Genomic DNA, 13,688 nt, shown 5'->3' on the forward strand with positions numbered 1-13,688 from the left:
TTCGAATATTAAAAACTCGATTAACAATCGTCAAATTACTTTTTTATAATTTAACATAACCTACCAATCAAGGCCAAATATTTAAGTTATCAAAAATCCCAAAAAATTACTGACGCTTTCCTTTAATTGTTCACGTCTTAGTGAATCATTTGAATTATAATAGACAGCATTAACCTGAGTATTATCTAATAAATAACCTCTAAACTGCTTAAACAACTTCATATCCGGCTTAAACCCAGCCTGCCAGAACTGGTGCAAATGCCCTTGATACGTCAGTCCTTTAATGTCGTAGAGGGCATTGCCCATCACCTTCAGTGGCTTATTGTGAATCAGTGCTGAGATCCCTGCCGTACTGTTAATCGTGACCACCGCCTTAGCATGTGTCAGTAATTCCGGCATCGGCAAATCGTGCACATAGATCACACGGTCACTCACACCAAACTCTTTCCCCAAGCGCTTAATCAGCGGCCCATATAAGCGATGACCGCGATCCATCGGATGGTGTTTGATCACCAAATGGCTATCTTTCGGCGCTTTGCGGGCGAAGGAATACATCACGTCATTAATATAATCACGCACATCGTCATAACGGCTGTGGTTGCGGATCTGGCTGTCGTTGTACACCTGCAAGATCGCCAGGTAATAACGCTGATCCAGTTCTGACTGCAAACGCGGTAATACCTTACGCTGCATTACACCGTAAAGCTGTTTGCGCCAGTAAGCACGAATCCAGCATTGCGCTTCATACCAGGGTGAGAAGGACTTGTGATGGCGATATTTATGGAACTCATGACGGTAGCGCCAGCCGACCAGATAATACCAGGTCGCATGGCCAATGCGCTTCATCGCAGAAGGTTTCAGGTGCTCAACCTGCGCAGCAGGAATCTCTGGCAGTTGACGATAGAAATCAGGGTCGCGCGGCAGTGAGGAGTGTGCATTCACCCCGCCCTCTTCCACCGTAATGAAGTGCGGACGCAGATACCCCTCTTCAAAAGCGAGGAAGCGAATACCCTTGGATTTTGCCCAACGCCCTGCAGCCTGATGCAATGGCCGACAATCGCCAAAGCACAGAATCGTATCGAAGTCATAGCTGGCGTAAGTGTCGCGCAGCCAGCCCGGAAACTCCTTCGGCGTTTGTTCAAACGTCAGATATTCACGCTGGCGACAGTAAAACCGATCGCCACCGTTGAATACGACATTCACGGCCTCACGCCCCAATGATTCCAGCCAAACGGCTACATCATTGAAGAACGGCCCCATCGGCCCCTGTAACAGCAGATATTTCTTCCCAGACAGCAAAATGGTCAATGCATTACTGTGCATATTCAACCTTTATGGTTATTCATTATTGTCCGTAACCGGCTATCTTCAGCCGAACCTGACCTTAATAAACATCAGTAACTTGCGGTAATGACGGATAATCCGTCCCGCTTTCTTTTTTGTAATAAACATCTGTCTGCGTGGCGTATGAATGAGGTATTCAGCCGCTTCTTCCGCCGCAATCGGCTCAAGGCGCAGAGGATGGATGTAACTTGGATAAACAATAAATGCCTGATAGATCAGGTCTGAAAGCAGCAAACGGCGACTACGACGACGGCAACTGTGCTCATCCGTGGTGAGTCCCCAACCTGCATAAAATGGCAGGCCATAACAAAATACTTTCTTGCCGTGCAGCAGCGCTTCAAAACCCGAAAGCGACGTGAGCGTATGCAATTCGTCCGCAATCTGGATGCATTGAATGATGTCGGCGTCCAGCGCCTGGTAGTCAGCGAACTGTTCGACCTGTTCGGCAGGAATGTCGCCTTTGCGATTACCCACCAGCACATCAGGATGTGGCTTGTAGATCACGAAGGCATCAGGATTGCGCTCACGCACAGTGCGCAGCAGGCCGAGATTGGTATTGATGGAAACCGCGCCTGTGAGAATCGAAGCATCATCTTCAACCTGTCCCGGCACCAGAATCACTGTTTTACCCTGCGCGACAGCGGGCAACGTAAAATCCGCGCCAAGGTTGTACTTACTCAGCTTGCTCTCCACCAAGCGCTGCTGAAGCTTTTCTGCACGTAGCTGTTGAGCCAGCGTGAGTTGGCTGTGGTTCAGCAAGACTTCCAGGTCGCTTGGGCGGGTTGCATCGTAATAGATGCCGCGCTTATCCAGCACCAGTGAAAGTGGTGGCAGCAAATCGGAACCCAGGCCAGATGACCGTAAAAAGCCATCTTCCATCCGCCATATCGGCAGCAAACGCCTGTTGGCTTCTTCATGCCAACGTTGCTCTCCTTTCACACCCCATACAACGCATGCCGTCGCGGCAGAACAGCGGCGTGAGAAACTTACTTTATTCGCAGTGGTGCGTAAGAAAGGTTTGAGGATGGTGGATTTCCACAGCGTTAAGCCCGGAGCCCATAAATGCCCGCTACGCTGCTGTTGATGTCGACGCTGTAACTGCATCCAATGCAGCACAGTAAATAAGTCGCTTGCCGCGCCAGTTTTCGGATCGATATAACGGCAGTAACGCAGATACGCGGCGGCAAACAGTTCCACCAATGATGCGTTACCACGGCGCATTGACAGCTCTTGAGCTTTCGGATGACGATCGTCAGTCAATCCCCAACCGGCGTACCACGGTTGACCAAAACAGGTCACCGGTTTGCCCGCGATCAGAGCTTCAAAACCGTACTGCGAGGTCATCACATAAACACGTGAAACGTGGCGTAACAGAGACTGCGGACTCACGTTGTCCGCCATCAGGTGCACGCGATGCGTTGACTGGAGATTGGCGTAATAGCCTGCCTTCTTGCCCTGAAGGACATCAGGATGCACTTTGACCCAGATGATAGCCTGCGGGTTTTCTTTAATCGCGGCGTCCAGCATCGCCGTGAAATCATCGGCACCGGCATTGCCATAGGTGACGGACATATCGTTGAAGGTCTGATCGACCACCAACACCAGCTCAGGATTGAGGGCATCACCTGCGACAAAAGCCGGAGCCTGATTATATTTTGACAGATCTTCAGTCACGATGGTTTGCATCGCTTCACGCGCCTGTTCAGCTAAAGCCGCGTTACCGGCTTTATCCTGAATCAGTTTTTCCAGCGCACTTGGCTGGTTGGCATCGTAATAGATACCGCAATCGTCCATTACGATGGAGAGAGGCGGTGCACCGTTTACGCCGAGATCCAGTGAGCGGATAAAACCGTCTTCCAGACGGAGAACGGGTTTACCGGCAGCCTGAGCCAGCGCAACCGGTTTGGCGGCGCTGGGGCGATGTCCCCATACAGCTACCGTATCTATCTCCTGCGGGATCGGGCGCAGTGCAGAAAGTTTCTGACACGGTTGTGCCAAAAAATTTTCCAGCTGCGGAATGCGCCAGATACCGGAAGAGAAGATGCCAATCATGCGGTTTCCGCAAGCTCCTGTGCCATCAGCTTACAAACTTTGTCGAGGCAGGCTGGCGTATCAACGCCCGGCCCGGTTGCCGCGACTTCAAAAGCGCGAATCGCGATGCCCGCATTCATTAAACGCAGCTGCTCCAGTGACTCCGCCTGTTCCGGCATGGCTTCTGGTAGTTGGCTGTAGTTTTGCAGCACATCACGGCGATAGGCGTAAATCCCGACATGTTTTAGATAACGGGCTTTATCGGCATTACGCGGATAAGGAATCGGTGAACGGCTAAAGTAGAGTGCATCGCGGCGCGTATTCACCACCACTTTTACTGTGCTGGCTTCCAGCGCTTCTTCTACAGAGATCGGGTGGCATAAGGTTGCTACGGGCAAGGCTGCGTCATCACGCATGCCCTGTACCAGATGCGCCACATCCTGCGGACGAATCATTGGTTCATCGCCCTGCAGATTGATATAGATATCCGCGTCAACCTTCTGCATCACTTCTACCAGACGGTCAGTGCCCGATTCATGGTCATCGCGCGTCATGATCGCCTTACCGCCAAAATCGGCGACGGCCTGCATCACACGTTCATCATCGGTCGCTACCCACACTTCGTCCACGCCCGCCACTTGCAGCGCACGCTCATAGACGTGCTGGATCATCGGCTTGCCGACGATATCCAGCAAGGGTTTGCCCGGCAGACGCGAGGAGCCAAAACGAGCGGGGATCACAATCACTGCTTTGTTCATATCCATTCCTTAGATCGACAGAATCACTTTCGCACCCACCGCCAGCTGGTAGAGGATGGTGGAGATACCGCGTGTGACTTCGATGTTCTTCGATTCGTACTTCGGCAGTACCATCAACTCGTCGCCTGGGTTCAGCGTGTCAACATCTTCACCGTTCTCGGCTGCACCGTTCTGACGAATCACCACAATCTTGGCGTTACCCGATTTCTGCGTCAGACCACCACACTTCTCGATGTAATCTTTCGGGCTCATGCCTTTCTCCCAGCTCACCGCATTCGGGAACAGCACTTCGCCATGCACCATAACCAGCGAGGTTTTCTGCGGGATGTTAATCACGTCGCCATCTTCCAGCAGAATCGAATCGAGGTTCTTCTCGTTGAGGATCACTTCACCCTTCGGCACCACGTTGCGCGCTTTGTTGACGAAGCGGCTGATCAGCTGAGCTTCCTGCATGCGCAGGCTGGCTTCTTCTTTGGTGGAGGATTGGGCAGAGAGCGAGGCCTCTTCCAGTTTCTGCAGGGACAGATCCAGCATCTCTTTCTGACGCTGCGCCACAGAAGGACGGTAAAGCTGGATAGCACTCATTTCAGACATGCTGTTGGTGCGGATCTTCGCTAACACCGCACGCATGCTCGAACCGTATGGCAGCACCATCGCGTGTTCGCCAGAGTGCGCACCTTCGACGCGAACCTGAATGGTGCCGGCATAGCGATCGGTGCTGACAATCAGCGTATCGCCATCCTGCAACATGCGGCCCGGCGCAGAACTGATCGGGTAATACTCACTACGTTTCTGCAAGCCCTGCTGACGGATAATAGTGATGTTAGTGGCGCCTGGTTTAGCACGCGCCCAGCTCAGCGCTTCCGTCACCGGAATGCTGCTGTCACGGAATTCAAAGTCATAGCTGTTGAACACATCACCCTGCACGCTAAAGGTGTGTTGACGCGGCCCCACCACGATGGTGTCACCATCGGCAAACTGTGACAGACCCAACTTGCCGTTGAGCAAGAAGTCATACAGGTTGATGCTGGAACGCACGCGGTTGCCACGCTTCACCACGATATCGACATAACTGCCGCGATCGGGATCGACGCCGCCCGCTTTAATCAGGTAGTTGAGCAGGGAATCAGAGGTCACACCGCCATACAGGCCAGGGCTGCGCACAAAACCGGTCACGTAAACCTTCACTGGCTGCGCCTGCAGCAGCGAGGCGTACACACTGACGTTAGCCTGATAAACCTCTTTGACTTTGCTGGTCACTAACGCATTCAGCTGACTGTTGCTCACGCCCGCGACTTTTACCGGCCCCACATTCGGCAGGAAGATATTGCCTTTCGGATCAACCTGCAGAGCGCCATCAAAAGTGAACGCGCCCCACAAGCGTACCTGAATGCTGTCGCCGGGATTAAGCACATAGCCGGGGTTGAAGCCGACGGTTGCGCCGCTATCGGCGCTGGTGCCGTTAAACAGCTGTGCGCCAAACATGCGGCTCATCATCGCCGGTGCTACCGGGCGCGGGGTGTTATCAAACCCATCGCTGCTCTGCACCTGACTACTCTGCTGGCCAGTGAGGAACGAAGGCAGCGGTGCCGCACCGGTCAGATTCGGATCGGCATTAATATCCAGCGCAGCACTGGCGGTGGTGGCTTGCCATGCGGCAAGCAGTAACAGTGACTTCAATAATTTCATGACGAACTCAATTAATCCCGGTGATCTTCAATAACGGCTAACAGCAATTTCAGCGTGCCGAACAATAAGCAGCACACCAGCAACCAGCAGGCGATCAAATAAGGAGTATTGGGGAATGTGGATTCCTGCGGCTGCTGCGGTGAACTGATCACCGACAAGACTTTCAGCTTACGTGCCGCTTCCACGCGGGTTTTCTCAATCGAAGTCAGCGCCAGCTTGTACAGCTCGGTATCAAACGCCACCTTCGATTTAATCTCTTCAAAATCCACCGCCATACGGTTCAGCTTGTGGCCCTGCGGCGCGGTGATTTTGCTTTTTTCAGCGTCAATCTGCGCTTGTAAGGAGGAGATCGCGTTTTGCGCACTCACCACCTGCGGCGCGTCATCACGCAGATAGGTCAGCAGGTTACGCAGATCGGCTTCCATCTGGATCTTTTGACCCATCAGGGTATTGACCAGGGTGCTGGCGGCCAGCGCCTGCGCTTCCGGGTCCAGCACGTTGTTGCTGTTCTGGTAAGCGAGCAATTCACTTTTGCTGGCATCCAGTCGAACGCGTGCTTTCTCCATTTCCGCTTCAGCAAACGAGAGCTGATCACGTGCAATGCGGTGCGATAGTTCGTTGATAAAGCGCTCGGTTTCTTTCAACACGGCCTGGTTAAACTTCAGCGCAAATTCTGGGCTGAAGCCTTGCGTCTGGATATCCAACAGGCCGGTTTTGTCGTCGTAAGCAATGCTGATGCGGTCACGGTAGTACTGCAGGAAGCGTTCGGCGGTCTCTTCCTTTGCCAGATGGTTGAGGAAATCCAACCCGCTATGGCTAAAGGCTTCATGGAAGTCGAGTTGCTTATCCAGCACCCGGAGCATGTCCGGTGAATTGATGTACTCCTTGAGGTAGAGCGCATCTTCGGCGGAGCTAGGATTAGAGGCACCCAGCAACAAGCCAAAATTAAGGCTACTGCTGGTGAGATCGTCAGAACGTTTAATCGCGACTTTGGATTCGCTCATATAGCGCGGCTGGCTGAAGATCACGAGATAGATCAGCAGCAGCGCCATCGGCAGCAGAATGATAATTTTCGCCAGGTGCTTCTGGATTTCCGCCAGTGAAATGGCAGGAAAACGCGAACGCATCGTGGATGCGGCGGACTTCACTTTCATCAACATGGAACTATCATCAAATTTTATTGGGGTGCTCAGGCACGTGTTGAGGTACGACTTGCGGCTCACCGCGCGACACACCCATTCATGTCCGGCTAGTCGAAAATTCGTACCAATCCGGTGATCTTATTGAGTTTATTGGTAACTAAAAGCGCAGAAACGCGATGCTTTTGCATCTTTTCCTCTGCTTCAAAAATCATGGTTTCTTCTGGCAGCGTCAGCGGCTGACGCGTCATCATCTGTTCAGCCGTGGCAGATGCCAGCGCATCCTCTTTTTCCATAAAGCGGCGCAGGTCACCGTCAGTGATAATGCCTGCCAGATTTCCCGCTGCGTCCTCGACCACCACCATGCCCTGACAGCCACTGGTGATTTTCTGAATGACCGTTTTGAAAGGTGCGTCGATATTTACTGTCGGCACATCACGCTGCATCACATCCACTACGCGCGTCAGTAAACGACGCCCCAGCGAACCGCCTGGGTGGTAACGGGCAAAGTCATCAGGCATGAATTTACGTTGGTGAATCATCGCCACCGCCAACGCATCGCCTATTGCCATAGTCAGGGTGGTGGAGGTCGTCGGCGCGAGATTATTGGGGCAGCTTTCGCTTTCCATGTTGAGTTCCAGCACCGCATCAGCGTTCTTAGCCAGAGTGGAGTCACCGTTATTGGTAATCGCCACAATGCGGTTGCCGAAGTTTTTCAGCGAGGGCACTAACTTGAGGATTTCATCGGTTTCGCCACTGGCGGAGATCAAAATCAACAGGTCATAAGGGGTAATCATCCCGAGATCGCCATGGAAGGCTTCAGCAGGATGAATAAAGAAGCTGGGTGTTCCGGTAGAGGCTAACGTGGCAGACATCTTGCGGCCGACATGCCCTGACTTGCCCATACCGGAGAGGATTACGTGGCCTTTGCAGTTCATGATCAGGTGCAGCGCATTTTGATATTGCTGGCTATCAAGTTGCTGCGAAAGGTTGCTCAGCGCGGCACCTTGTTCGGCCAGAGTTTTACGCACTGAGTCGATTAACAGCGGCTCAATGAATCCACTGTGCTGCTCCTGAAAAACAACCTGCTTCATGTCAGTTCCTTTGCATGGGGTTTTAGCAAATGCTATCGCCGCACTCCCAAAATCGTGGAAGCATAACGGCTAATTTTGTTAACGTTTCTGTTCTATCCCACCTGAATCCAGGCGGTTTATCTCGCTGCGTGACAAGTTAAGGCGTGCGCATAGGCATCCGCTTAACGGGTAATGAGGTAAGCTCTTTTTATTATTTTTCACTGCGACGCTCACAGCAAAATCTGAAGTGAGCAAGGGATAGAAATTCGACACTCTATGTAACATACAGCAACAGGCGGCACAAGAATTTTAAGCATATTCTTATTGAACCCTTACCCATTCAGCGGTCAATTCTTAACCACAAAAAAGCACCTACTGGTATAAAACGCTTTAATTCATCTGGTTAACGAAGATTTAAACCAAATTCCCAACACTCCTCACTAATTCGCGCTAAAATTTTCTAAAAATGTCAAAAAGCTTCCAGTAATTACCATTGCAACCCATCATGTCAAAGAAAACCGAGAAAACTCCCTGAGAATGGCCTTGGTTAGCTGCATCTCTTCAGCACTAAATTTGGCGAACAGGTTAGCGCTGATACTGGATAAAAAATGTCACCTTCTCGCAAAACAGTACCTGTCTGCGCCCTAACAAAACATCAATTTCCTTTAAGTCACCCAACTCACGACACAAAAAAGCCGCCGTTGACTCCTCAACGGCGGCTCTTAAACATCGAGTTTTGCGATTAGCGTTCGCGCATCGCCTCTTTGGCTTTGTTAAACGGTTTCACCAGATAATCCATGATGGTCTTCTCGCCGGTCTTGATATCGACAGTAGAAACCATCCCCGGACTGATCGAGTAGCGCTTACCGGCTTTGTTCTGCACGTAGTCGTTATCAGTGCGGATAAACACGCGATAGTAGTAAATCTCCGGCTTCACCTCATCCTGGATAGTATCCGGTGAAATGCTTTCCACCACGCCGTTCATGCCACCATAAATCGCGTAGTCATAGGCCGAGATCTTCACCACCGCACGCTGGCCGGGATGGATAAAAGCAATATCTCGCGGTGACAGGCGCGCCTCAATCAGCAGACGGTCGTTGAGTGGCACGATGTTCATCAGTTCGCCATTGGGAGGAATCACCCCGCCGACCGTGGAGACTTTGATGTTTTTCACGATGCCATTCATCGGCGCACGGATGGTCAGGCGTGTCACCGTATCTTCACGCCCTTTGATCACCTCAGCCAGGCTGTCCGCTTCGGCACTGGCTTTTGCCAGCTCCTCACGCGCCTGCACATAGTATTGCGAGCGCATGTCGGTGAGTTTCAGCTCCAGATCCGATTTATCGCGCTGCAAACGCAACACTTCAACGCTACTGGCGGCGCCGGTTTTCGCCAGTCGCTGTGTGATCGCTAACTCTTTGTTTGCCAACGCCAGCGACTCTTTGAACTGCTTTGTCGAGTCATTAAGCTGGGCGCGTTTGGTTTTATACAACCGCGTCTCGGAGGCAATCAAATCAGGATAAGCCTTGAGCTCATTGGGGAACGTAAGGGGATCGTCGTTGACCTCGGCTCTCAGGCGCGAGGCCGCTGCCAGTGCCGCACGATAACGCGCCGCACTTTCACCCACGCTGGATTGCGAGCGCGTGGCATCAAGACGCGCCACCACCTGCCCCGCTTTCACCCGATCGCCTTCGTGCACATAAAGCTCGGTAAGGATGCCGCCTTCTAAGGATTGCAGCACCTGGTCACGTGAGCTCGGAATCACTTTGCCCGTGCCGGTTGAGACTTCATCCAGTACGCCGAACCAGGCCCACACCAGCGATATCAGGATCAACGCGGCGCTGATGGTGATCAGCCTAACCGCACCGGTGTAGTGAGTCTCAGATTTGAGTTCCCCCAACAGATCGTCAGAGGAATTGACTTCTGCCGCGGTGACCAGTCGCAGTTTGCCGGGGAGTTGCTTCATCATGAGTGCACCTCCGGTGAGTTACCGCCGGCACGCGGTGGCGGCAACGCATTCTCTTTCGGGCTGTCCATCACCAGTTGCCCATCTTTGAGTACCAACACGCGATCCACCAATGCAAGGATCGCCGCACGGTGAGTGGCGACGATTAAGGTGCGGCCATTGAGCCAAGCCCCTAAACGCTCGATAAACTCTTTCTCGGTATGATCATCCAGCGCCGCCGTGGGTTCATCCAGCAGGATAATGTTGGGATCGCGCAACAGCATGCGAGCCAATAGTACTGACTGGCGCTGGCCGCCTGATAAGCCTACCCCGCCTTCCATAACCGGATGATCGAGACCGAGTGGCAAACGACGAATGAAATCCGCCCCGCCGCTGACCGTTAATGCACCGAAGATGGCATCGTCAGTCGCGTGGGCCGCGCCCATGGTGAGGTTTTCACGCAGCGTGCCGTGGAACAGGCGTGCGTTTTGCGTCATTAAACCCACGTTGCGGCGCACATCCGACACATCAATATGCGGTAAGCTGAGGTTATCCAGACGCAGTTCGCCGCCCACCAGATCCATGCCGCCGATCATCGCTTGCAACAAGGTTGACTTGCCCGAACCGTTGCGACCCAGCACGGCAATACGTTCACCCGGTTTGATCGTCAGGCTTTTAATACGCAGTGCGACGGTGAGTGAATCACTGTAATAGCGGAACATCGCATCATTGAACTGGTAATGGCCAAACAGCACCGGGCAATGAATACGGGTTTCGTCTTTACTGTTTTCCACCGGCAGGTTCATCAACGCATCCAGACCGATTTTGGCGGCTTTCACTTGCTGCCAGCGCGCCAGCACACCACACAGTGTTGCCATGGGGGCAATCATTCGAGAGGAAAGCAGGGATGCCGCCACAATCGCACCGGTAGAGATATCGCCATTAATCACCATTGGCGCGCCCACTACGATGACACTGGCATATACCAGACCTTGTACCGTCACACCCCAACTGATCAGCGAATGCATGACTTTTCGCATCTCAACGCCGGATTGCGCGGTAATGCGAATGTAGCTGTTCCACTGCTGCAGGAAGCGATCTTCTGCCTGCATCAGCTTGATATCCTCCAGCCCCTGCACACTCTCCACCAGCACCGCATTGCGTAGCGTGGACTCTTTCATCGCCTGCTGTGCCAGCTTCGCCAGTTTTTTCTGGCTGAACAGGCCTGGCAGCACCATCAAAATCACCGCGATGGGCGCTATCCATGCCAGCTGGGGAGCGATAATCGCCATCACCAGCAGGAACAGCAGGAAGAACGGCATATCGACGATGGCGGAGACGGTGGTTGAAGTCACCATCTCACGGATCGATTCCAGCTCGCGCAGCTGCGAAATAAAGGTACCAGTCGAACGCGGCACCGCACTGTTTCGCAGCCGCAGCGCATGGCCAAACACGCGATCCGATACACGCATGTCAGCGCGCTTACCCAGTAAGTCGGTGACGTGATCGCGGCCGACTCGCAATATGTAGGTGAACACCACCGAGATAATTACGCCGATATAGAGCACATACAGCGTGGGATAAGATTGCGCGGGGATCACGCGGTCATACACCTGCATGGAGAAGATAATGCCGACCAGCGCCATCAGATTGATCAGGAAGGAGGCCAGCATGACATGGCCGTAAGGCCGCATATCGTGCAGCACCAGCTTCATCAGCCAGTTGGGTTTTACGGTTGCCAGATAACGATCGACACGGCTGTCTTTGGCGGCCGTTACCGGGCGTAATGCGGCGGCGAAGCGGATTTCAGGCAGCAACGTTGCCAGCGCGACGGGGGCGGGTTGTTCATCTCCGGAGAAATGTACGCGCACTTCATCATCACCGTCAAAACTGGTGATAACACCGACTTGCCCATCGTTCAGTTCTACCGCCAGCGGCAAACGCCAGCTGGTGATTTCCCATTTATTCTCTTCATAAAGCTGTAGCGATAAACCAGCCTGACGCGCCAGATGGCGCAACGCTTTGTCACGCGTCTGTTTACCCTGCCATTCGGCGGCGGCCATAATCATGCCCGGAGAACAGGGCAAACGATAATGGGTGGCGATCTGAATGATCGCCGTCGCCCATCCATTTAACGGAACGTGACCGTCGGCACCACTGCTGGTATCACCATTCGGGGCATCGGGAATTTGTAATTGGGTCATGGCTGGATCTCCACATTCTGGATCCGCTGATTATTCAAAGCGAACGCCGATCGGATATGCCCGGTGCTGTATAAGCAGTCGAGTTGCAACGATCGTAATTGACTGATGGTTTGCTGCAGGGTGAAACGGGTCTGGAATACTTCCTGCTCGGCGTTAAGCACGTCCAGCAGCGGACGGGTGCCGAGTTGCAGATACTGATCCTGATAGAGCTGCTGGGTTTTCTCACCCAGCCTCTGTTGCCGCCCCATAATCGCCAGACTCTGCGACAAGCTAAGGGCTGCACTTTGCGATTCACTGAGTTGCTGCCGTGCTTTCAGGCGCGCGGAGTTGACGGCCGCGTTGGCCGCTTGCAAGGCGTTGGCAGCGGCGTCACGCGCGGCAGTGATCCCGCCTCCCTGATAGATCGGCATCTCCACTTTGACGAAGGCCTGATACTGAGTGCGATCGAGCGTTTCACTGCCGGAGTAGTGATTGTTGAGGTAGTGCGTGACCTGGGGTTCCAGCGAAATCGTTGGCAGGTTCTGCGCGTTAGCATTATCCAGTTTTGCCTGTGCCTGATTGGCCTGTGCCCATGCCGACAGCACTGCCGGGTTGAGTTTGTCATCCGCTTTACCCACCGCGCAGGAGCGCGTCAGGTTCACCGGAAAGTCCTCATTCACTTTCTTCACCAGCGGCCAACCGAGATAGGTCGCCAACGTGGCACGCCAGCGATCGAGGTTGGCCTGATACTGAATCAGCGTGGTGCGCGCCCCTTCAATACGCGCATCAGTTTGCGTGGCATCGGAGAGCGAAGCCGCGCCTTCATCATTTCGCTGACGGGCCAGATCGCCAATTTTGCTCAGTGCATCGAGCTGCTGCTGGGCAATTTTCACCAGTTGCTGATAGCCCTGCACTTCCACCAGCGCGGAAGCCGTGTCATGTGCCACCGTATCAATACTCACCAGCACGTTGGCTTGTTCCATCGCCACGCCAGCTTCAGCGGATCGCACAGAACTGCTGACTTTGCCAAAGTCATACAACATCTGCGAAACCGATAACACAAACGATGGGCTGAATCCCTTCTCGGTATAGGCATTGCTGTAGCCGTTGTTCATCCCGCCGCTGATCTGCGGATAATATTTGGCTTTCGCCACATCCACCTGGTTGGCCTGTTCCAGCATTTTCCCCACCGCCTGCGCGATATCCGGATGCCACTGAATGGCACGCTGTACGGCCTGGTTAATCGTGAGTGAATCCGGGACGTGAGCCAATGCGGGTTCGGCCACTTCACCGGTTAATGACGGCAGATCCTGCTGCTGTTGTGCCAGGCCTGCGGAGGTGATTCGGCTGGCCGAGGTGAGCGCATCACTGGCAGCCATGAGTTGTGAACAATGAAATAAAGCGATGCCCGCACAGAAGACGCTGAGCTTAGAATAACGGCGAGTTGGAGCGCCTGATTGCATCAAATCCATCGATAATCCACCAGTCAGTAACAAAGAAAGGGGCACATCCCTGTGCCCATACTG

Annotated in this window: 9 protein-coding genes; all 9 read right to left on the reverse strand. The window is 53.3% G+C overall.

The window, feature by feature from the left end; all coding sequences use genetic code 11:
* Nucleotides 1-81: 81 nt before the first annotated feature.
* Nucleotides 82-1,323, reverse strand: a complete 1,242-nt coding sequence (locus CRO33_RS10030; RefSeq protein ID WP_097118046.1) for a capsule biosynthesis protein — start codon at nucleotides 1,321-1,323, stop codon at nucleotides 82-84.
* A gap of 45 nt (nucleotides 1,324-1,368) precedes the next feature.
* Nucleotides 1,369-3,396 (reverse strand): capsular polysaccharide biosynthesis protein, encoded by a 2,028-nt coding sequence (locus tag CRO33_RS10035; RefSeq protein WP_097118047.1) that lies wholly within the window; start codon nucleotides 3,394-3,396, stop codon nucleotides 1,369-1,371.
* Nucleotides 3,393-4,133: a 3-deoxy-manno-octulosonate cytidylyltransferase gene (kdsB, locus tag CRO33_RS10040; protein WP_097118048.1), complete on the reverse strand. Its 741-nt coding sequence runs from the start codon at nucleotides 4,131-4,133 to the stop codon at nucleotides 3,393-3,395. The genes CRO33_RS10035 and kdsB overlap by 4 nt, the downstream gene beginning before the upstream one ends.
* Before the next feature lie 9 nt (nucleotides 4,134-4,142).
* Complete coding sequence (locus CRO33_RS10045) at nucleotides 4,143-5,822, reverse strand: polysaccharide biosynthesis/export family protein (RefSeq protein WP_097118049.1); 1,680 nt, start codon at nucleotides 5,820-5,822, stop codon at nucleotides 4,143-4,145.
* A gap of 11 nt (nucleotides 5,823-5,833) precedes the next feature.
* Complete coding sequence (locus tag CRO33_RS10050; RefSeq protein ID WP_097118050.1) at nucleotides 5,834-6,982, reverse strand: capsule biosynthesis protein; 1,149 nt, start codon at nucleotides 6,980-6,982, stop codon at nucleotides 5,834-5,836.
* Between the two features lie 89 nt (nucleotides 6,983-7,071).
* Nucleotides 7,072-8,055 carry a KpsF/GutQ family sugar-phosphate isomerase gene (locus CRO33_RS10055; protein ID WP_058961876.1) on the reverse strand — a complete coding sequence of 328 codons (984 nt, stop codon included), beginning with the start codon at nucleotides 8,053-8,055 and terminating at the stop codon, nucleotides 7,072-7,074.
* Nucleotides 8,056-8,776: 721 nt separating this feature from the next.
* Nucleotides 8,777-10,000, reverse strand: coding sequence for an HlyD family type I secretion periplasmic adaptor subunit (locus CRO33_RS10060; protein WP_409566147.1), 1,224 nt, complete (start codon nucleotides 9,998-10,000; stop codon nucleotides 8,777-8,779).
* Nucleotides 10,000-12,183: a type I secretion system permease/ATPase gene (locus tag CRO33_RS10065; protein ID WP_097118052.1), complete on the reverse strand. Its 2,184-nt coding sequence runs from the start codon at nucleotides 12,181-12,183 to the stop codon at nucleotides 10,000-10,002. Before CRO33_RS10065 ends, CRO33_RS10060 begins: the two co-directional genes overlap by 1 nt.
* Nucleotides 12,180-13,634: a TolC family outer membrane protein gene (locus tag CRO33_RS10070; RefSeq protein ID WP_097118053.1), complete on the reverse strand. Its 1,455-nt coding sequence runs from the start codon at nucleotides 13,632-13,634 to the stop codon at nucleotides 12,180-12,182. Before CRO33_RS10070 ends, CRO33_RS10065 begins: the two co-directional genes overlap by 4 nt.
* Between the last annotated feature and the right edge of the window lie 54 nt (nucleotides 13,635-13,688).

The sequence above is a fragment of the Pantoea sp. GL120224-02 genome (genome assembly GCF_900215395.1).
Lineage (GTDB): Bacteria > Pseudomonadota > Gammaproteobacteria > Enterobacterales > Enterobacteriaceae > Pantoea > Pantoea communis.

Coding starts and splice junctions, on each gene's coding strand:
- CRO33_RS10030 (WP_097118046.1), bottom strand. CDS start 1,323: ATGCACAGTAATGCATTGACCATTTTGCTGTCTGGGAAGAAATATCTG.
- CRO33_RS10055 (WP_058961876.1), bottom strand. CDS start 8,055: ATGAAGCAGGTTGTTTTTCAGGAGCAGCACAGTGGATTCATTGAGCCG.
- CRO33_RS10045 (WP_097118049.1), bottom strand. CDS start 5,822: ATGAAATTATTGAAGTCACTGTTACTGCTTGCCGCATGGCAAGCCACC.
- CRO33_RS10060 (WP_409566147.1), bottom strand. CDS start 10,000: ATGAAGCAACTCCCCGGCAAACTGCGACTGGTCACCGCGGCAGAAGTC.
- CRO33_RS10050 (WP_097118050.1), bottom strand. CDS start 6,982: ATGTTGATGAAAGTGAAGTCCGCCGCATCCACGATGCGTTCGCGTTTT.
- CRO33_RS10070 (WP_097118053.1), bottom strand. CDS start 13,634: ATGGATTTGATGCAATCAGGCGCTCCAACTCGCCGTTATTCTAAGCTC.
- CRO33_RS10035 (WP_097118047.1), bottom strand. CDS start 3,396: ATGATTGGCATCTTCTCTTCCGGTATCTGGCGCATTCCGCAGCTGGAA.
- kdsB (WP_097118048.1), bottom strand. CDS start 4,133: ATGAACAAAGCAGTGATTGTGATCCCCGCTCGTTTTGGCTCCTCGCGT.
- CRO33_RS10065 (WP_097118052.1), bottom strand. CDS start 12,183: ATGACCCAATTACAAATTCCCGATGCCCCGAATGGTGATACCAGCAGT.